Source organism: Deltaproteobacteria bacterium, from assembly GCA_020845895.1.
Classification (GTDB): Bacteria; Lernaellota; Lernaellaia; order JACKCT01; family JACKCT01; genus JADLEX01.
The window spans coordinates 94,585-114,639 of record JADLEX010000023.1 but is presented as its reverse complement, the minus strand read 5'-3'; the positions used below and the strand labels follow the sequence as shown (position 1 = coordinate 114,639).

17 protein-coding genes are annotated in these 20,055 nt (G+C 66.0%); 4 read left to right on the top strand and 13 right to left on the bottom strand.

The window, feature by feature from the left end; all coding sequences use genetic code 11:
• Nucleotides 1–85: 85 nt before the first annotated feature.
• A complete protein-coding gene (locus IT350_02935) occupies nucleotides 86–1,582 on the top strand; it encodes a hypothetical protein (protein ID MCC6156979.1) in 1,497 nt (498 codons plus the stop codon).
• A gap of 54 nt (nucleotides 1,583–1,636) precedes the next feature.
• Here the strand turns inward: IT350_02935 and trmD are convergent, their stop codons facing one another.
• The 6 genes from trmD to IT350_02905 all read right to left on the bottom strand — a co-directional run bounded on the left by trmD (nucleotide 1,637) and on the right by IT350_02905 (nucleotide 6,552).
• A complete protein-coding gene (gene trmD / locus IT350_02930; protein ID MCC6156978.1) occupies nucleotides 1,637–2,695 on the bottom strand; it encodes a tRNA (guanosine(37)-N1)-methyltransferase TrmD in 1,059 nt (352 codons plus the stop codon).
• A 3-nt stretch (nucleotides 2,696–2,698) separates the two neighbouring features.
• The gene (locus IT350_02925; GenBank protein ID MCC6156977.1) at nucleotides 2,699–3,076 is read right to left on the bottom strand and encodes a HEPN domain-containing protein; all 378 of its coding nucleotides are present in this window, start codon (nucleotides 3,074–3,076) and stop codon (nucleotides 2,699–2,701) included.
• Nucleotides 3,077–3,111: 35 nt separating this feature from the next.
• Entirely contained in the window at nucleotides 3,112–3,432 is a 321-nt protein-coding gene (locus IT350_02920; GenBank protein ID MCC6156976.1) for a nucleotidyltransferase domain-containing protein, read from the bottom strand.
• Nucleotides 3,433–3,490: 58 nt separating this feature from the next.
• The gene (locus IT350_02915; protein MCC6156975.1) at nucleotides 3,491–4,324 is read right to left on the bottom strand and encodes a metallophosphoesterase; all 834 of its coding nucleotides are present in this window, start codon (nucleotides 4,322–4,324) and stop codon (nucleotides 3,491–3,493) included.
• Nucleotides 4,321–5,850 carry an ABC transporter substrate-binding protein gene (locus IT350_02910; protein ID MCC6156974.1) on the bottom strand — a complete coding sequence of 510 codons (1,530 nt, stop codon included), beginning with the start codon at nucleotides 5,848–5,850 and terminating at the stop codon, nucleotides 4,321–4,323. The genes IT350_02915 and IT350_02910 overlap by 4 nt, the downstream gene beginning before the upstream one ends.
• A gap of 72 nt (nucleotides 5,851–5,922) precedes the next feature.
• Nucleotides 5,923–6,552: a hypothetical protein gene (locus tag IT350_02905; protein MCC6156973.1), complete on the bottom strand. Its 630-nt coding sequence runs from the start codon at nucleotides 6,550–6,552 to the stop codon at nucleotides 5,923–5,925.
• Between the two features lie 171 nt (nucleotides 6,553–6,723).
• Here IT350_02905 and IT350_02900 point away from each other — a divergent pair, with 171 nt between their 5' ends.
• Nucleotides 6,724–7,440, top strand: a complete 717-nt coding sequence (locus IT350_02900; protein ID MCC6156972.1) for a hypothetical protein — start codon at nucleotides 6,724–6,726, stop codon at nucleotides 7,438–7,440.
• Between the two features lie 66 nt (nucleotides 7,441–7,506).
• Here the strand turns inward: IT350_02900 and IT350_02895 are convergent, their stop codons facing one another.
• From IT350_02895 to IT350_02865, 7 genes are all read right to left on the bottom strand, one after another.
• On the bottom strand, nucleotides 7,507–8,889 hold the full coding sequence (locus tag IT350_02895) for a sigma 54-interacting transcriptional regulator (GenBank protein ID MCC6156971.1): 1,383 nt from the start codon (nucleotides 8,887–8,889) through the stop codon (nucleotides 7,507–7,509).
• A 70-nt stretch (nucleotides 8,890–8,959) separates the two neighbouring features.
• Nucleotides 8,960–9,160: a DUF2892 domain-containing protein gene (locus IT350_02890; protein MCC6156970.1), complete on the bottom strand. Its 201-nt coding sequence runs from the start codon at nucleotides 9,158–9,160 to the stop codon at nucleotides 8,960–8,962.
• A 31-nt stretch (nucleotides 9,161–9,191) separates the two neighbouring features.
• Complete coding sequence (locus tag IT350_02885) at nucleotides 9,192–9,485, bottom strand: hypothetical protein (protein ID MCC6156969.1); 294 nt, start codon at nucleotides 9,483–9,485, stop codon at nucleotides 9,192–9,194.
• Nucleotides 9,482–12,793, bottom strand: coding sequence for an efflux RND transporter permease subunit (locus IT350_02880; GenBank protein ID MCC6156968.1), 3,312 nt, complete (start codon nucleotides 12,791–12,793; stop codon nucleotides 9,482–9,484). Before IT350_02880 ends, IT350_02885 begins: the two co-directional genes overlap by 4 nt.
• Nucleotides 12,790–13,881, bottom strand: coding sequence for an efflux RND transporter periplasmic adaptor subunit (locus tag IT350_02875; protein ID MCC6156967.1), 1,092 nt, complete (start codon nucleotides 13,879–13,881; stop codon nucleotides 12,790–12,792). Before IT350_02875 ends, IT350_02880 begins: the two co-directional genes overlap by 4 nt.
• A 35-nt stretch (nucleotides 13,882–13,916) precedes the next feature.
• On the bottom strand, nucleotides 13,917–15,272 hold the full coding sequence (locus IT350_02870) for a TolC family protein (GenBank protein MCC6156966.1): 1,356 nt from the start codon (nucleotides 15,270–15,272) through the stop codon (nucleotides 13,917–13,919).
• Between the two features lie 96 nt (nucleotides 15,273–15,368).
• On the bottom strand, nucleotides 15,369–15,554 hold the full coding sequence (locus IT350_02865; GenBank protein MCC6156965.1) for a hypothetical protein: 186 nt from the start codon (nucleotides 15,552–15,554) through the stop codon (nucleotides 15,369–15,371).
• Nucleotides 15,555–15,704: 150 nt separating this feature from the next.
• Between IT350_02865 and IT350_02860 the strand changes: the two genes are divergently transcribed.
• A complete protein-coding gene (locus IT350_02860) occupies nucleotides 15,705–17,102 on the top strand; it encodes a hypothetical protein (protein ID MCC6156964.1) in 1,398 nt (465 codons plus the stop codon).
• Nucleotides 17,103–17,179: 77 nt separating this feature from the next.
• Nucleotides 17,180–20,047 (top strand): TonB-dependent receptor, encoded by a 2,868-nt coding sequence (locus tag IT350_02855; protein ID MCC6156963.1) that lies wholly within the window; start codon nucleotides 17,180–17,182, stop codon nucleotides 20,045–20,047.
• Nucleotides 20,048–20,055: the final 8 nt, after the last annotated feature.

Sequence of the window (20,055 nt, the reverse complement as noted above, 5' to 3'; positions counted from 1 at the left end):
AGACGCGGTGAACTGGGAACCAATTCGGCCCCCAAACGGGACCGACGCGGCTTTGGACGAATTCGTTCCATTTGGAGGACTCGCGATGAGAACCTTGCGTCAGAAATGGTGGGTGGTTTTGTGCGCGCTGGTCTTTGCGTCGTGGACCGCGTGCGGCGGCGGGGGCGACGATGACGACGACTCGGGCGCTCCCGCGGACGACGACTCGGGTCTGGGCGGCGATGACGACGACGACGATCTCGCCGACGACGACACGACCGACGACGACACGGCCGATGACGACACGGCGGATGACGACACCGCCGACGACGACACGACCGACGACGACACGGCGGATGACGACACCGCCGACGACGACACGGGCGATGACGACACCGGCCCGACGACGATCTTCGACATCGACTTCGAGGACTACACGAACGGCAACCTCGGCTTCCCGTGGGGTCTGGATCTGTCGGGCGACACGACGATGGTCGTGGGCGACCTCGTGGCCGCGGACGGATCGGGCAAGGTCGTTTATCAAACGGGCGACGTGGACACCGAGGGCGGCGACTTTTTGGTCGCGCAATACGGTTTCAACGAGCAAGACGACGACGTCTGGGTGTCGTTCGACGTGAGCGTGGCCGACAGCGGAGTCGATTTCGGATTCCGCACGGTGCTCGAATACTACGGCTACGCCTATCCGCAGACGCAGCTCGTGGTCGAGAACGCGACGGTCAAGGCGCTCAACTTCACGACGAGCGCAATGGTGACATGCGGAACGCTCACGGCCCTGGACTGGGACAACGTGGCCGTGCTCTACAACTACAGCTCCGGCACCTACGACGTGAATCTCAACGGCTCGTCCACGGCGTGCGACAACGTTCCGGCCAACGCGACGCAGTACCCCGCGTACGGCCTGCAGGTGGTCGACTGGAGCGATGACACATACGGCGGCGTGGCGACCTTCGACAACTTCCACGGAGAGATCGATGGCGGCGCCGACATGTTCGACATCGACTTCACCGCTTACGCCGAAGGCCCGCTCGCCGCGCCGTGGGCGATCGTCGATCAGGATGGCACGAGCGAGGCGAACATCGTGACGCTCACCGCCGCGGACGGCGCGGGCAAAGCGCTCGAACTGGACGGCGGGACGACCATCACGATCGCCGACTATGTGCTGGCCAGTTACGGCTTCGCATCCACGCCGGCTGACCTGAACGTGTATTTCGACGTCTTCTACGACGACACGGACACCGAGTTCGGTTTCCGCACAATGCAAAACCCGTTCACCGGCGCGACGCCGGGTGCGCAGCTCCTCGTCGAGGCCGGGTACCTCAGCGCGTACGACTACACTCCCGGCACGTGGGTCGATTGCGGCGCGCTCACGGTCAGCGAGTGGCATACCGTGGAGGTCCGCCACACCTATGCGGCCAAGACCTACTCCATTTGGGTCGACGAGGCCGAGAGCCTGTGCGTCGGACTCCAAACGGGCTCCGTGCCGTTCAACGGACCCTTCAACGGAATTCAGCTCATCGACTGGAGCGACGAGGGTTACGGCGGAAACGTGATGTGGGACAACCTGTTGGGCATCGCCCCGTAACGCATTCGCACTGATGGGATCCGAAGGGCCGGTCCGAAGGGATCGGCCCTTTTCTCAATCGAAGGACGGATCGAGCACGGCAGCGATGCGCGCAAAGGCATCCGCGCCCGCGCCGCCCTCGACGCGCAGCACGACGCCGAGCCCTTCGATCAGCGCGGCTCGGATCTGCGCCCGAGCGGACTCGTCATCGGTGAAACCGATCCGCATCCGCTCGAACCGGCCGATGAGCCGTCGCCATCGATCCGTCGCGGCGGTTTCGCTCGGCGAGACCCATGCGTTTGGCGTATCGCCCCACGACACGCGAAATCGCGAGCGTTCATCCGCGTCGGCATGCACGTAAATCGCGCCGCGCACGAAGCGTCCGACGAGCGGCCACGCGGTCATCGCGGCCTCGACCCCGTCGCACCCCGCGAACTCGAGTCCAATGCGGTGCGCCCCCGCCGCGACGACGAGCGTCGGGCGAAAACGAATCGTGCGCGCCAGCGCCGCATCGCGCCGCCAACCCTCGACCGCCGCGGCATCGCCGGTTCGCAGCACTTCCGGAACGCGCAGTCCGTCGAAATTGTCGGGCCGTGTGTAGACCGGCCACTTGAGCCCGCTGTTGAAACTGTCCGTCTCCACGTTTTCGCCCTTGCCGACCACGCCCGGCACGAAGCGCGCGGCGGCGTCGACGATGGCGAGCGCCGCGATTTCGCCGCCCGACATCACGAAGTCGCCGGCCGAGATCTCGCCGTCGCAGTGATGGTCGATCACGCGCTGGTCGATGCCGTCGTAGCGGCCGCACACGAGCGCGAACGCCCCCGCGTGGGCCAACTCTCGCGCGGTGTCGCTCGTGAACGGTTCGCCGCCGGGCGTGAGGGCGAAGACGCGCACGCCGGGCGCCCGCGCGCGCACGTCCCAAATCGCCGCCGCCAGCGGTTCGGGCTTCATCACCATCCCGTGCCCTCCGCCGAAGCCGTAGTCGTCGGCGCGGCGGTGACGATCCGTCGCGTATTCGCGCGGGTTCACGCATTCGACGCACACGAGCCCGCGCGAAATCGCGCGACCCAGCACGCCGACGCGAAGCGGCGAATCAAAGAACTCGGGGAAGAGGGTGAGGAGGACGGCCCGCACGATTCACGAAGTCGTCGGCGCGGAACTGCTCTTAAGGACGCGCCGCACAGACTCGATGAACGTTTCGGCCTCTGAGATCAGGACCGTCAATTCGCTCTCGGAAAAGGGGCTCAGAAACCGATAATCGGACTCCTGTCGAAGATCGAATGCCCGAGCCAACGACTTCGCCAGTTCTTTCGGCAGTTCGCCGGTGCGCACGAATTCCCGATGGAAAACTTCGATGGCGCCCTTGTGCTTGCGCGGCGTGATCTTCCGCTCCTGCAACAGCGCCAGGACGGCATAGAACATAGCGTAGTACGCCCTGTTGATGACACCCTGCTGGCCGAAACCCGTTTGAAGCAGCGCGCGCGCCTCCTTGATGGCGTTGTCGGCCTGCTCCATTCGATGTCGAATCAGAACTTCGACGTCGGGATCGTTCACGCGGCAACGCCTTCCCGTGTTACGGCCAGTCCCAACAGCGATTTCTGGAACAGCCCCGTGCCCCACTCGCTTGTCGATAGGGGAACGGGAACGATGCACGACTCCGTCTCAAACCCCACTTCCCACGCGCAGTCGCTGACGGTGCGCCGGACGGCGGCATCGACGTTCGTGTCGACGACGACGAGAACATCGAAGTCCGAATCCTCGCGGGCGTCTCCCCGCGCTCGGGATCCAAAGAGGATGAGCCGCGCCAAGGGAACCCGTTCCGCCAGACAGGACTTGAATTGTGTTAGAATTTCGCGTTCCCGGTCGGTCATGGAGGAATCCTAACAGATCGCCCTTTGCGCGAAAATGGGAGTCGGGTCGACCGCCCCTTCAGCGATTCGCGTCGTCCCGAAAATTGAAGATCACCACTTCGGGCTTAACGCCAAGACGCAGCGGCAGGCCCGTCCAACCGAGGCCCGCGTTCACCCACATCACCGAATCGTCCAGCGCGTAGCGCCCGCGCAACCAGTGCGCCTTTTCGCGGCCGAGCACGAGCGCGTAAAGCGGGCGCGGAAGCCAAGTCTGGCCGCCGTGCGTGTCGCCCGCGAGCATCAGGTCCGCGCCCGCCTTGGCGTAGGCGGGAAAACTCTCGGGAAGGTGCGCCATGGCGATGACGGGCCGCGCGCCCCTGCGCGCCCAATCGAGCGCGGGGCGCAGCTTCACGTCGCCCGCCCAGAGATCCACCGCGGGCTCGCCGTCCGTCCCCGCGAGCGTCGCCATTTGATCGCGCAGCACGCGCACAGGCAGATCGTCGCGAATCGCCCAGCTTCCCGGCGCGTGGCAATACACGCAGTTTTGCGAACCGAGCCGATACTCCGCGTCGCCCAGCACCGCGTACGCGCCGCGCCGCGCGCGGATGCGGCGGAAGAATTCGAGCGACGGTTCGGCGGAACCCTCGTAGGGCTTCAGGTCGCCAGCGATGAGCACGTAATCCGGCGATTCGCGCTCGATGAGGTCCAGCACGAAGCGCTCGCGCGGACCGATCGCGCGCACGTGGATGTCGGACAGAAAGACGATCTTCGTGCCCGCGAGCGCTTTCGCCACGGCGGGTGGCGCGTCGGCGCGCGTGACGCGCACGTCGTACAGATCGACGACGCCCTTGTAGGCGAGATTGATGAACGCGATGAGCGCGACGATCCAGGCGATGCGCCGGCGGTCGGTCACGGGTGCGTCTCCCCGGCGAGCCGCGCCGACGCGAGCGAGGTGTACTCGCCGCCGGGGTACGGCGTGAAGCCGACGAGCCGCTCGCGACGCACGATCACGTTGTCCATCCACCACAGACCCACATATACCGCTTCGTCCGCCACGCGACGTTGTACAACACGCAGGAGATCGAGCCGCGCGGATTCGTCCGCCTCCGCGCGCGAGCGTTCGAGCAGCGCGTCCACTTCGGCATTGCGATAGCGCCCGCGATTCGCCCCCGAGGGCGGCATCGACGACGAGTGGAAGACGTAGAACAGATGATCGGGATCGATCACGCCCACCCATGTCAGGCTGAACGTCTGGAAATTCCCCTTCTGGATGTCGGCGAAAAACGTGCCCCACTCGAACTGACGTTTCTCCACCGCGATGCCCACCTCGGCAAGCTGGGCCGCGATGGCGTCGGCGATGCGGTTGCGCAGCCGGTCGGTGCTCGTCTTGTACGACAACCGAAATCGCGGTGCGGGGCCGTCGCCGTCGGGATCGGGAAAACCCGCCGCGTCGAGCAGCGCCTTCGCACGCGCCGAATCGTGCGTGTAACGCGTCACGTCGGCGTGCGCGGGCAATTCGGGCGCGAACATCGAATCGGCCACGCGCGCCTGACCCAGCAGCAGCGTCGCGATGATCGCCTCGCGGTCGATCGCATGCGCGATCGCCCGGCGCACCTCCACGCGGCTCGTGATCGCGCGCGGGTCTTCGAGGTGGAATCCCAGATAGCTGTAGTTGATGCCGGGCGTGCGTTCGACGGCCACGCCGGGGATGTCTTCGAAATAGCGCACCGCGTGGGGCGGGACATTGTTTTGCAGCAGGTCGATGTCGCCGCGCTTCATGTTCAGCATGCGCGTCGTTTCGTTGGCGATGACCTCGAAGCGGATGCGCGCGATGGCGGGCGGCGGTCCGGGCCGGTGCGGATTCACGGCGAGCTCGATGGCCCGGCCGCGCTCGAAGCGCGTCACCATGTACGGCCCCGAACCGATCGGCCGCTCGCCGAAGTCCGCGTCGGCGAGGCACGCGGCGGGGACGATTCCGCGCGTGAGCTTGAGGAGAAACGGCGCGAAGGGACGCCGGAGCGTGATGACAAGAGTGCGTTCGTCGGGGGCGTCGACGGATTCCACGGCGTCGAGCGACGAGGCTGCGGGACACTTGTTGGCGGGGTCGAGGATGAAACGGAAGTTCGCGGCGACATTGCTAGCGGTCAGCGGCGTTCCGTCGGCGAAGGCGACGCCGTCGCGCAGATGAAACGTGTATCTCGTGCCGCTTTCGATCGACCAACGCTCCGCCAGGCCGGGACCGACCCGTCCGTCCGGCGTGACGGTGACCAGCCCGTCGAAGAGAAGGGGCAGGATTCGCGTGGCGTAGGCGTCCATCGCGAATCGGGGATCGAGCGTGGACGGGCTGCCCTCGAGTCCCACGACGACGGTGCCGGAATCGCGCTCGTCGGAGCATCCCGCGGACAACGCCGCGAACGCAACGCAGATCGCCACAAACATGGTTCGGAATCGCCGCACGCGGCCACGCTATCGGCGGCCCCGGGCGATGTCAAAGTCGAAGGGCAGTCCGCGTTACGGGTTCGCGGCCTCGCCTTCAGGCGCGTCCGGAGCAGGGGCTTCGCCGGCCGGTGCCGTGACGCCTTCGAGCGCGCTGGGGTTGTCGAACGCGGGATCGGACTCCGCACCCGCCGGCGGCGCGGCCTTTCCCTGCGGCATCAGCCCGCCGAGGAAATGTTTGAGGATGCGCTTGTCCACGCTGCCCACGGGGCGCCCGCCCGGCAGGGTCGAGGTCGTGCCCAGGATGCGCACGAGCTCGACCATCGGCTGCGAACCGAACTGCTCGCCGAGTTTGGCGAAGGTCTCGCCGGGCACGACGAGAAACACGCGGCCATTGAGCGCGAGGTTCACGGCGCGGACGTTTCGATCCTTCTCCTTGGCGGCGAACTCGAAAAAGAGCTTCAGCGCCCGCTGGGCGACCTGTTCGCCGCCCGCGCTGGTGATGTTGAAGACGACGGTGTCGAACCGGTAGTAGCGCATGAAGTGCGCCTTGACGCCGATCTGGGTCTCGGCTGATTCGGCCAGCACCTTGTTGATCGGCATCTGCAGGGTCACGTAGTTGAAACTCCACAGGCCGACGCCGGCCACGAGAAACAACGTCACCAGACCCAGAACGGCTTTGGTCGCAACGGTCTTCCAGTTCATCTCATCACATCCTCATGGCCAAATAACATACGCTGCCGGATGGGGCCCTATACCACGGAGCGCCCGGCGTGAAAACCGGCGACGGCGCCCGGTGAATGCGTCGCGAGCTTGACAGTCCGAATCCCTTCGGGTTACGAAACCCGCGTGGTGACCACGAAGAAGAGGCCGAAAATGCGCGCGCGCGCGAGGGTATTGGTGTTGTGGACGGCGGTGCTCGTCATCGTCGGAGCGCTCGCGTCCGCCTGCGCCCAGGACAACAAGGACGAGGACGACGTCAAGAAGACCGTCATGGTGAAGATTCTCGTCCTGCGCGACGGGCTGTTCAACTTCCAGGTCGACGACTCGGTCGGCGAGGTCGAGTTCAGCAAGTACCGTGGCCCCGTCGGCTCGATGGTCGAGGCCGTGGCCCGCATCAACAACCTCTCCACGTTCACCGACCGAAAGGTCAACGTCCGCCTCGAACTGCGCAATCAGGACGCGACGCAGACCGTCTTCGAGCCGATCGACTGGGTGCAGGACGCGAACCGGCGGTCGTTCAAGTTCTACGTCCCGCAGGTCGAAACCGTCCCCGTGCTGCTCAACTTCCGGCTGCGCGTCTACGAATTCGCCGACGGCTCGACGCTGCCGCCCTTCGACGGCGGCGATGACGTGGATGACGACGCGGCGGATGACGACGCGGATGATGACGCGGACGATGATACCGACGACGATGCCGACGACGACGCGGATGATGACGCCGACGATGACGCAGATGACGATGCGGACGATGACGCGTCCGACGACGACACGGATGACGACGATGCGGACTCGGCGAACGAGCCCGAGTTCGAAGCCGCGGCCGATTTTGTCTTCACCGTGAATTCGGGCGGACCGGGCATCGGCGACTGACGCCATCGAATTTGGAGAAACGATCAAGCGGCGCTCCCCCAAAGGGGCGCCGTTTCCCATCCCGGCTCAGCGAAGGCCGAGTTCCTTCATCCATCGCCACAACGTCGTGCGGCTGATCCCGAGTTCCGCAGCCGCGGCGTCGCGATGGCGCCGGTGGCGCGCCAGAGCCGCGACGATTTTCTCGCGTTCCACGCGCGGCGGCACGGTCACGTCCGTCAATTCCGATTCGCCGCGCCCGGCGCGCTTTGCCGCGTCTTCGATCGCGCGCAGCGTTCGCGCGGCCGCGTCGTCGGAGTTTAAAAACGACGGCGGCAGGTCGCGCGGTTCGATCACCGCGCCCGGCGCGACCGCCAGCGCGTACTCCACCACGTTGATGAGCTCGCGCACGTTGCCCGGCCAGTCATGATTGATGAGTGCGCGCAGCGCGGTTTCCGAAAACCGCTTTTCCGACCGATGAAAACGCTCGGCGGCGACGCGCAGGTGATGCTCGAGCAGCAGCTCGATGTCTTCGCGCCGTTCGCGCAGCGGCGGCAGGTGGATCGGCACCACCGCGAGCCGGAAATACAGATCCTGACGGAATCGGCCGTCGTTCACGGCGCGCGTCAGATCGACGTTGGTCGCCGCGATGATCCGAGCATCCATCTCCAGCGTGCGCGTGCCACCGACGCGCTCGAAGGTGCGTTCCTGCAACACGCGCAGCAATTTGACCTGCAGCGGCGCGGGCATATCGCCCAGCTCGTCGAGAAAAAGCGTGCCGCCGTTCGCGAGTTCGATCCGCCCGGGTTTTTGGCGCACGGCCCCGGTGAACGCGCCCTTTTCGTGGCCGAAGATCTCGCTGTCCAGGATCTCGGGCGCGAGCGCGCCGCAGTTGACCGCGTGGAACGGCCCCTCGCGGCGCGGCGACAGATCGTGGATCGCGCGCGCGACGAGCTCCTTGCCCGTGCCGGATTCGCCGGTCACCAGCACGCTCACGTCGGTCTCGGCGATGGCACGCACCAGCTCAAAGATGCGCAACATCGCGGGCGAGCGCGACACTATGTTGGAAAACCGCCAGCGCCCGGCGGCCTCGGCCTGCAATCGGTCGAGCACCGACAGGTCGCGGATGCGACCGATCATGAGCGGCGCGCCCGCGACATCGGCGGGGACGCGCGTCAGGCGGATCTCGACCGGGATGCGAAGCCCGTCGCTTCGCCGGATCACCGCGTGGCTGCCGGGGTGGGGCTCGTCGCGCCCGCGCAGTTCCTGGAACACGCAGTACGCCTCGTCGCCCGCGCCGCCGAAGACCGCGCTGCAGTGGCGGCCGATCACGTCATCGAGCGACGCGCCGGTGAGGTGCCGGGCCGACGCATTGCAATAGACGAGGTTCTGCGCGTCGTCGACGACGAAGATCGCGTCCTCGATGTCATCGAGAACGAACCGGATGAACGGCGCGAGCGCAAAGTCGGCCACGGGCAATCGCCCTCCGCAAAACGGGGGCACTTTAAACCCGATCGCGCCGCCGGCCAAACGCGTCCGCCCTTCAGCGCGCCGACGTCTCGGGAACGCCGAGTTTACGCAGCAGCGAGATCATGGGGCACGCGCGGGTGAACGCGCTCTGCAAGAGGTTCACGCCGACGAAGGCGGTGAAGGCCAGCGCCCACGGTGTCCACAGGACGCCGAGGGCCACGCTGGCGACCACAAAGGCGCCCGCGATGAGTCGGATGTAGTCGTTCACGGTCATGATGAAACTCCCTGTAAAGTGGTGCATGGAGCTAAAGAAATTCCTCGACGCCGAGGACCGCGACGTGCATGGACGTGCCAGCCGCGTTGACGCGTGCCGCCATGTCGGCGAGCTGCGTCTTCAGAGCGACCGCCCGTTCGGCGGGCACCACGGTGAAGATGAGCGTGCTGGCCCCCGGGTGCAGGCGGGACCCGAGCCGTTTGCCGTGCGTGCCCTCGCCGAACACCATGGGAACCTCGGTGTAGCCGCGCGCGCCGTGGTCTTCCAAAAACACCTCGACCTGATCGCGCAGCGAACCGTCGGCGATGATCATGAACATCTTCATGCGGATGCCTCCTTCGGCTGGGCCGCCGCGCGCCGTTCGCGGCGCGATTCGACGGCGTAGTAGAGAAGCGGAATCACCACGAGGGTGAGCGCGGTGGAGACGCCGACCCCGAAGACGAGGCTGGTCGCCAGCCCGCCGAAGATGGGATCGGTGAACATGACGATGCCGCCGATGGCCGCGGCGATGGCGGTGAGGACGATGGCCTTGAAGCGGATCGCGCCCGCGGCAAGCACGGCGTCGGCGAGCGTGGCGCCCGCCTCGCGTTCCTGCTCGACGAAATCGACGAGCAGAATCGAGTTGCGCACCACGATGCCCGCCAGCGCGATGAAGCCGATCATGCTGGTGGCGGTGAAGAAGTTGCCGGTCAGCCAGTGACCCGGGACGATGCCGATGAGCGCCAGCGGAATCGGCGCCATGATGATGAGCGGCGTGGAGAAGCTTTTGAACCACGCGACGACGAGGATGTACATGAGCACCATGACGACCGCGAACGCGATGCCCATGTCGCGGAAGACCTCGTAGGTCACCTGCCACTCACCGTCCCACTTCACGCTGTACGTCGTCTCCGACGCGGGCATGCCGGACCAGAGCTGCATCGCCGTTCCACCGCCCGGGGCGGCCATGGCCGCAACGCGGTCCTTCATGTCGAGCAGCGCGTAGACGGGGCTTTCGTCCGCGCCCGAGACCTCGGCGTTCAGATACACCACGCGGCGCAGATCCTTGTGGTAGATGAAGCGGTCCTCGGAGGACAGCTCCTCGCGCACGAGCTCGGCGATCGGCACAAGACGCCCGTCCGCGCCATGCACGCGGATCGAGGTCAGGTCGCGGGCGGAAGAGCGCAGCGCGCGCGGGATCACGACCTGGAGTTTCACGGGCTCGCGCTCGCGGTCGGTGTGCAGCAGGCCCGCGGGGCGACCGGTGAGAGCGAGGCCAAGGGTGTTCGTGATGTGCTCGGTGGAGACCCCCGAGAGCGCCGCCTTGTCCTTGTCGACGATCAACCGCGCCTCGGGCTGATCGGCCTCGACGTACCAGTCCACGTCCACCACGCCCGGCGTCGATGCAAAAACGTCCTTCAGGTTTTTCGCGAGTTCGAGCTGCCCGGCGGCCTCGGGGCCGTAGATCTCGGCCACGATCGTCGAGAGCACCGGCGGCCCGGGCGGGACCTCGGCGACCGACGCCACCGCGCCGTGACGGCTCGCGATCTCGACGATCGCCGGGCGCAGGCGCTTGGCGATGTCGTGGCTCTTCTCGTCGCGGGCGTGTTTTTCGATCAGATTCACCTGCACGTCGCCCTGATGCGCTCCGCTGCGCAGGAAATAGTGACGCACGAGGCCGTTGAAGTTGATCGGCGCGGCGGTGCCGACATGCACCTGCACGTCGCGCACGACCGGCTCGGCCGCGAGGCGCGCGGCGATTTCCCGCGTCGCGGCGGCGGTCGCCTCGAGCGTCGAGCCCTCCGGCAGATCGACGATCACCTGGAACTCGGCCTTGTTGTCGTGCGGCAGCATCTTGACCTTGGCCCAGCGCGGCACGAACAGGGAGACGGAAACCAGCAGTGCCGCGACTACGCCGAGCAGGAACACGTTTCGTCTCTTCGGCGAACGCACGAGCGGCGTCATGATGGCGCGGTACACGCGCGTAACGCGGTCGTCGCCGTCGTGGCCGTGGTCGCGCCCCTTCATGCCGAGGCGTTCGGTGAGCCGGATCAGCCCCTTTGCGGTCCACGGCGTGACGATGAAGGCGACCGCGAGCGAGAACGCCATCGCCGCCGACGCGTTGATCGGGATCGGGCTCATGTAGGGCCCCATCATCCCGGAGACGAACGCCATGGGCAGCAGCGCGAAGATCACGGCGATGGTGGCGAGGATCGTCGGGTTGCCGACTTCATCGACCGCGTAGGGCGCCATGACCTTCAGCGGTCCCCAGTTCATCTTGTGGTGACGGTTGATGTTTTCGACGATGACGATCGCGTCGTCGACGAGGATGCCGATCGAAAAGATCAGCGCGAAAAGCGTGATGCGATTGAGCGTGTAGCCGAACAGGTAGCTGGTGAAGAGCGTGAGCGCGAGGGTGACGGGAATCGCCACGATGACGACGGCCGCCTCGCGCAGGCCGAGCGCCAGCGCCATCAGCAGCGCGACGGCCACGGTGGCCTCGAGCATGTGGCGGATCAGCTCGTTGGACTTCTCCTTCGCCGAACGCCCGTAGTCGCGCGTGACGGTCGCGTCGATACCCGACACGATGGTGCGTCCGCGCTGCTCGTCCACCACGGCGCGCAGTTTTTCGGCGAGCCACGTGGCGTTCGCCCCGCGCCGTTTCGCCACGGCGATGGTGACTGCGGCCTCCTCGGCAAAATCGCCGGCCGGCGTTTTGTGCGCGTGATCCGTGCCCGCGCCGTCGAGGTGGAACACGTAATCGCGGACCTCCTCGGGTCCGTCGCTCACCGTCGCGACGTCGGACAGATAAACCGGACGGCCGTTGAAGACGGACACCACCACGCGGCCGAGCTCGTCGGCGTCGCGGAACCAGTCGCCCACCTCGACCAGCACATTGCGGTTGTTTTCGTCAAACGAGCCCGCGGGCAAATTGGCGTTCGCCTGCGCGACGGCCTGATAGACTGACAGGGGCGACGCGCCGACGCCCGCGAGACGGGCGGGGTCGAGCTCGATGCGCACCTGGCGGCGCGCACCGCCGATCAGCGACGTCTCGCTGATGTCCGGGATCTTTTTCATCTCGGTCGCGACTTCGGCGGCGACCCGGCGCAGCATGTGGTGGTCGTATTCGCGCGAGTGCAACGTGAGCGCGAAGATCGGCACGTCGTCGATGCCCCGCAGCTTGATGAGCGGCGGCGACACGCCGATGGGGATGCGGTCCATGTTGCCGTGCATCTTGTTGTAGATCTTGACGAGGCTCTGTTCCTCGGGCTCGCCGACCTTGAAGCGCACGATGGCCATCGCGCCGGAGGGCTGCGAGATCGTGTAGATGTGGTCGACGCCGGGGATCTCCCACAGCAGCTTTTCCATCGGCGTCGCGACGAGCTGCTCCACCTCGCGGGCGCTCGCGCCGGGATACTGAACGAAGACGTTGACCATCGGCACGACGATCTGCGGCTCTTCCTCGGACGGCGTCATCACGACGGCCATGCCGCCGAGAAACAGCGCGAAGAGCACGATGAGCGGCGTGAGCTTGCTGTCGAGAAACGCGGCGGCGATGCGTCCCGAAATGCCGAGCTTCTTTCGCTCGTAGCGGTGACGCAGCACCTCGGCGGCGGCCGCGTTCGATGCGGATTCGTGCTTCGCGGTCGTCATGGCTGCACCTTCGCCTGCTGGCCGTCGATGAGCGATGCGATGTCGGACACGACGAGGCGGTCGCCATCGGCGAGGCCGGAGAGAATCTCGACCTCCCCGCCGCGCGCGCGGCCCTCGCGCACGAGGCGCAGGCGCACCGTGTCCGCGCCGTCCACGATGAACACGCCCGCGAGCTGCCCGCGACGCACGATGCGGTCGGCGGGCACGGCGACGGCGACGGGACCGCCGGCCGCCCGGGGAAAGCTCACGCGCCCGAACGCGCCGCTGCGCAGCCCCTCGGTTTCGGCGAGGGCGATGCGCACCGTCGTGGTGTGCGTGCCGGTGTCGGAAGCAGGCACGATCTCGCTGATCTCGCCGCGGGCTTCGCGCTGCTCGTCTCGCGACAGGTCGAGCGACACGCTGACGGCCTGCCCGACGCGCAGTTCACGCACGTCGCGCTCGTCCACGGTCGTCTCGAACTCCAGCTTCGACTCGCCCTCGACCTTCACGAGCGGTCGGCCCGGGGCGACCATCTCGCCCTGCTCGATCAGGGTATCGACCACGCGGCCGTCGAAGGGTGCGGCGACGCGCGCCTCTCCCGCCATGCTGCCCGCGGTCGCGACCGCACCGCGCGCGGCCTTGAGCGCGCCCGCGGCCGATTCGAATTCGTATCGCGCCTTGTCGAGTTCGGCCTGGCTCGCGCTGCCCTTGGCGAACAGGTCCTCAAAACGCGCCAGGTTGGTTTTCGCGATCGCATGAGCCGCCTCGGCCTGCGCGAGCCCGCCGCCCGCCTGCTGCACTTGGCCCTGCATGTCGCGGTCGTCCACGCGGATCAGCAGGTCGCCCTTCTTCACCGCGTCGCCCGACTTCACGCGCACCTCGACCACGGTGCCCATCACTTTGCTGGTCAGCACCGACTCGCGCACGTTCTTCACACGACCCACCGACTGAAACGTCGCCGCGCCGTCCTGCGTGGACAGCGTACGCACGGAAACCTCGGCAGTGGGTTTGGGCGCGGGGGCCGCGCCGTCGTGCGAACCGGAGCAGGCGGTCGCCCCCAGCAACAGCGTCGCGCCGAGCATCGCGGGGAGATATCGTCGGATCTTCATCATCGTCGTCTCCATGAAAAGAAAATCGGTTGGATTCAGTTGTTTGAGGGTTTCGAGGACAGGGCGTCGCAGTCCGTCGCGCCGACCGCGTGCAGCAGCGCGCGACGCGCGAGGACGAGGTCGTACGTCAGGTTCAGCTCGCCGGTGCGCGCCTCGGTCTGCGCCGTCTGCGCGTCGAGCACCTCGGCGATCTTCACGAGACCCTGCTCATAACGGTTGGTCATGATCTCCAGATGCCGCGTCGCCTGCGTGACCGCCGTGCGGGCGGTGTCGAGCTTGCGTCGCGCCGATTCGAGTTCGAGCGCGTAGCGGCGCGTTTCGAGCGCGATGCCCTCCCGCATCTGCCGCAGCCGCGTCTCGGCGACTTTCTGATCGGCCGCGGCCTTCGCCGTCCTCGACGCGTCGCGAAATCCCGAAAAGAGTTCCCACTTCGCCGCGACGTACACGGTCCAGTCCTCGGCCTGATCGCCGAACAGATCCTCTTCGTCGTGAAAATCGTATTCGCCGCGCACGCCCACTTGCGGCAGGAACGCGCCGGCGGCGCCGAATTTCGCCGCTTTCGCCGCGCGAACGCGGTGCTCCATTGCGGCGAGATCCGCGCGGTCGATCCACGCAACGTCGATCAGCGCGGGGGTTTCGGGAAACTCGCAGGCGTCCGATGGCGGTTCGGCCAGGTCCCACACGGCGTCCTGATTCTCGCCCATCAGATAGTTGAGCTTCGCCAGCGCGAGGCGGCGATTGTTTTCGGTCTCCAACAGCGAAACGCGGGCCTTGGCGAGATACACGTCGGCCTGCAGCACCTCGCTTTCGAGCACGAGCCCGCCCGCGAAGGCGTCGCCCGCCGTCTGGCGGTGGCGCTCCATTGTGCTCACCACCTGCTTCGTCAGATCCACGAAACGCGTCGCGCGCAGCACGTCCAGATACGAACGCTCGACCTCGTAGCGCACGTTTTGCGCGACCTGGTCCACGCCCGCCTCGGCGGCCTTTTTCATTTGGTTCGCGCCCACGACGCCCGAGGTGATGCGACCGCCCGCGAAAATCGGCTGCTCGACCGACAGGCGCGTGATGTAGTCCTCGGCGATGTCGGGCTCGTTGGGGTCCGACATCTGGAAGTCCATCAACGAAAACGTGCCCTGGTTCAGATCCGTTCCGAACGCCGCCACCGGATTGTTGGAACGCAGGTAGATTTCTTCGACGCGTCCCGTGGGCAGGTAGTGGCCCGCCGCCTCGGTGAGTTGCCAGAACGCGGCATCGCGCTCGTACCGCGCGGCCTTCAGATCGGGGTGGGCGCTTTCGGCCCTCGCGCGCGCGTCGTCGAGGGTGAGGGACTCCGCTGAGGCGACGTTCGCCGCCAATGTGAAGAAGGTGAGAAAGGCAAAAATCCGAATCATCTTTGAATCTCCCCGCAAAACAACACGGGAGGTATCTCAAGATCCGTGCCGATCGAAATTGTCGATAAATTCCATATAGATAAGCGAATTGGCGTTTCAATCGCCAACGCGGATACGTTTCATTGTGTTTCTCAGTGAAACAAAGTGAAACGTTACAAATTGGAACGGCAGCGTCGGGAAGCGGGGACGGGAGAGCGCCAGTTCACGTAATCGCCGCATCGTTTTCACGATTTCGTCGTCAAAAACCGTGGTTTCGCTGCGCGATTTCTCGATATGGAACATCGAATTTGCGGTTTCGTCATCATGATGCCATTTCGATCGAGTCCACTCCGCCCCGCTCAATGCTGACCACGACCGGAAAAGGCTCACCCGCAATGGACGCGGGGCGGCAACCGGACAGGAACGAAATCACCAAGACGGAGGCGAGGGACGATGAATCGAGGCATTTGGACAATCTGGGCGCTCGTGATGGCGCTGCTGGCGATGGGCGCGGCGGCGGGATGCGTCGGCGACGACGACGATGACGACGATTCGGGCGGCGGCGGTGACGACGACGATGATGACGACGACGATGACGATGTCGAAGGCGTCGAGTGCGAGAACAACCTGTGCATCCTCACCGGCGTCATCGGCGAGGACTACACGATGAAGGCCGAAAACGAATACCTGCTTTCGGGCGGTGTGTTCATCGGCGACGACACGAATGAAACGGTGCTGACGATCGAACCCGGCACGCGCATCTACGGCGAGTCGTCCACGAACGGCCTTCTCGTCGTCACGCGCGGCTCGAAGATCATGGCCGAGGGGACCGCGGACGACCCGATCGTGTTTTCGTCGTCGAAGGTCGACGGCGAGCGCGCCCGCGGCGACTGGGGCGGTATCATCATCAACGGCCGCGCGCCGATCAACAACTGCCTCGTCGAGGACACGACGGAATTCTGCGAGTCGATCGGCGAAGGCGGCACGGGCAAGTACGGCGGCACCGACGCGGGCGACAGCAGCGGCGTGCTCAAGTACGTGCGCGTCGAATTCGCGGGCAACATCATCAGCCCGGACAACGAGCTCAACGGCATCGCCTTCCAGGGCGTCGGCAGCGGCACCGAGGTCGATTACGTCCACGTTCACATGAACAAGGACGACGGCGTCGAGTTCTTCGGCGGCACGGTGAACGCCAAGCACATCATCGTGACGGGCGTGGCCGATGACATGATCGACTGGACCGACGGCTGGACGGGCAAGGTGCAGTTCGCGGTGCTCCAGCAGTACGCGGACGGCGGCGACAACGGCTTCGAGGGCGACAACAACGGCGAGGACAACACCGCCACCCCGCGCTCGCACCCGACGATCTCCAACGTAACGATCATCGGCGTGCCCGGCGGCGAGTTCTCCGACCTCGGCATGCTGATCCGCGAGGGTACGGCCGGCAACTTCTCGAACATCCTCATCGACGGCTTCGCCGAGGGCTGCATCCAGATCGAGCACGACGAGACCTTCAACGTCGCGGCGGACGGCGCCGACCTGTCGGGCGAGCTGACGCTCGCCAACTCGATCCTGCACTGCGACACCGTCGCCGTGGAACCCGCCGAGGCCGCGGACCCCGACTTCACCGTCGCGGACTTCGTGAACACCCTCAACGACGGCAACACGACCGACGATCCGATGCTCTCCGACGCGTTCAACACATCGAGCCCCGACTTCACTCCGTCGGGTTCGAGCCCGGCGCTCGGCGCGGGCGTTGCGCCTTCGGACTCCTTCTTCGACGCCGTGGACTTCATCGGCGGCATGGGCACCGAGGACTGGACGAGCTGGACGGCTTACCCCGCTTCGTGAGCGGAACATTCGGGCGCGGCGGGCAACCCCCGCCGCGCCTTTTCGCAATCGGCATGTGACAGCACGCGGGATGTTGCGTGGCAAAACGAAGGGGACAGGACATGGAGCGCACGGCAGTGATGAGTGAAAAGAAATTTGCCGGTCGAATCGGCTGGTGCGTGCTGGCGGTCGCCGCGGCGCTTTGTGTGCTCGCCGATACGGCATGGTCGCAAACGGCCAACGGCCGCGTCGAGGGACGCCTTGTGCGCAAGGACGACGGCATTCCCGTCGACGGCGCGCGCATCGCGGTGAAGGACGGCGCGGCGCAGGTGGTCACGGACGAGGAAGGCGCGTTTGCGATCGAACTGCCTCCCGGTTCCTACACGCTCCTCGTCACGCACGCCGATTTTCCGAACGGCGCGACGCGATCGGTCACCGTCGAGGCCGGAATGACGGCGAGCGTGTCGATCGAGATTTCGTCGGACGCGGACCTCGCCGCCGACGAATATGTCGTCACGGAAAAACACAAGGAAGGCTCCGTGGCGTCGATGCTCGACGAACGCAAGAACGCCGACGCGGTGGCCGACGTCATCGGCTCGGAACAGATCGCCAAGTCGGGCGATTCGAGCACGGCCTCGGCGCTCAAGCGCGTCACGGGCCTGACCCTCGTGGACGACCAGTTCATTTACGTGCGCGGCATGGGTGAGCGTTATTCGGCGACGATGCTGAACGGATCGATCCTGCCGAGCCCCGAACCCGAGCGCCGCGTGGTGCCGCTCGACATCTTTCCCGCCGGCATGCTGCGCGGCGTGATGATCCAAAAGACGTATTCGCCCGACCTGCCCGGCGAGTTCGGCGGTGGCGCGGTTCTGCTCGAAACGCGCGGGTTGCCCGACGGCTTCGTCGCGGACGCCGGCGTGTCGGGCAACTGGCACGCGGGGACAACCGGCGAGCGCGGCCTGATGTACGAGGGCGGCTCCACCGACTGGCTCGGTATCGACGACGGCGACCGACAACTGCCCGGCAACATCGACGACGCCTCGGCCGATCAGCCGCTGCTGGAACGCGACCGCTTTTCGGATCGGGGCTACACGGCCGACGAGCTCGAACAGTTCGGCGAGGACATGCCCAACGTATGGGAACTGCGCCGCGAGGACGTGCCGATGGACACCGGCGCGTCGGTCTTCGTCGGCCACCGCGTGCGCCCTTTCGGCATTCCGCTCGGCGGCATGCTCGGCGTCTCGTACGACAACAGCCGGGATCTCGCGAAGACCGAGAAGAGCTACTACATCGTCGGCGCCGGCGACGAACTGGAACTCCAACACCAGTACAATTTCGAGACGCTCGAGCACAGCGTCAACCTCGGCGGCATCCTCGGGCTCGGGCTCGAGATCACGCCCGACCACACGATCAAATCGACAACGATGCTGCTGCGGATCACGGACGACGAAACGCGCGTGTACGAAGGGCGCAACCGCGACGTCGCCACCGACATCGAGGTTTCGCGCATCGCGTGGATCGAGCGCCAGATGTTCTATCAGCAGGTCGCGGGCGAACACGTCATCCGGCCGCTGTGGGATGTTGAGCTCGACTGGCGTTTCAACTACGCCAAGGCGACGCGCGACGAGCCCGACCGCCGCGAGGCGCGCTACGACTTCGACACGCAAAGTTCCACGTGGCTGCTCTCCGACCGCCCCGAGGGAAACCAGCGGATCTTTTCGGACCTGGGCGACGAGTTGCAGGACATCGGCGTCGATCTGAAAGCCCCGTTTCGCGTGTGGAACGCGCTCGATGCGAGCGTGAAGACCGGCGCGACGCTGGTCGATCGCGTGCGCGACGTGGGCACGCGGCGCTTCAAGTACCAGCACAAGGGCCCGGCGTCGGGCGATCCGAACGTGCTTCGACGGGATCTCGAGGACATCTTCACCTCCGCGAATATCGGCAGCGACGGGTTCCAGTTCGAGGAAGTCACGCGCCAGACGGACAACTACGAGGCGGACCAGGATCTCCTGGGGGTGTACGCGATGGCGGATCTGCCCGTCGTTGTGGACGAGGTCCGCATCGTGGGCGGCGCGCGATACGAGCAGTCGAAGCAGGCGGTCGAGACCTTCGAGCTGTTCAACCCCGACCAGGAGCCCGTCGTTGCCGATCTCGACACCACCGACGTGTTGCCCGCGGCCAACGTCGCGTGGTCGGTCCGGCCCGACATGATCCTGCGCGCAGCGTATGGACGCACACTATCCAGGCCGGATTTTCGCGAAATGTCACCTGCAACATACAATGATGTCACCGGCGGGCGCGAATTATTCGGCAACCCCGATCTGGAACGCACGCTGATCGACAACTCCGACATCCGTTGGGAATGGTATTTCGCCTCGGGCGAGGCCGTGTCGCTCGGCCTGTTCCACAAGAGTTTCAAGAAGCCCATCGAGTCGATCGTCGTGCCCAGCGCGCAGCAGTCGGTCACGTACGAGAACGCCGACGGCGCGACGAACTACGGCGTCGAGATCGACTTCCGCAAGGACTTCGCCTTCGCCATGCCCGAACTGCGCGACCTCTACCTCATGGGCAATTACGCGTGGATCCAGTCGCAGGTGGAACTCGGCGACGACTCGGGGCTTTCCACCGAAAAGGAACGCGCGCTGCAAGGGCAGTCGCCCTGGGTGGTGAACGCCACGCTCGGCTACGACCAGCTCGACTGGGGTACGAGCGCCACGCTGCTCTACAACGTCTTCGGCCCGCGCATCGTCGAGGTCGGCGCGTTCAACGCCCCCGACATCATGGAAGAGCCCGTGCACCAGCTCGACTTCGTGGCGTCCCAGAAGATCCCGTGGGGATTCAAGGTCAGCCTGAAGGCGAAGAATCTGATCGATCTGGAAGTCCGCAGGACGCAGGGCGACGAGATCACCGAGCGCACGTTCAAGGGCCGCGAGATCGGCCTCGGCCTGTCGTGGCACTACGAATGACCGGCCCG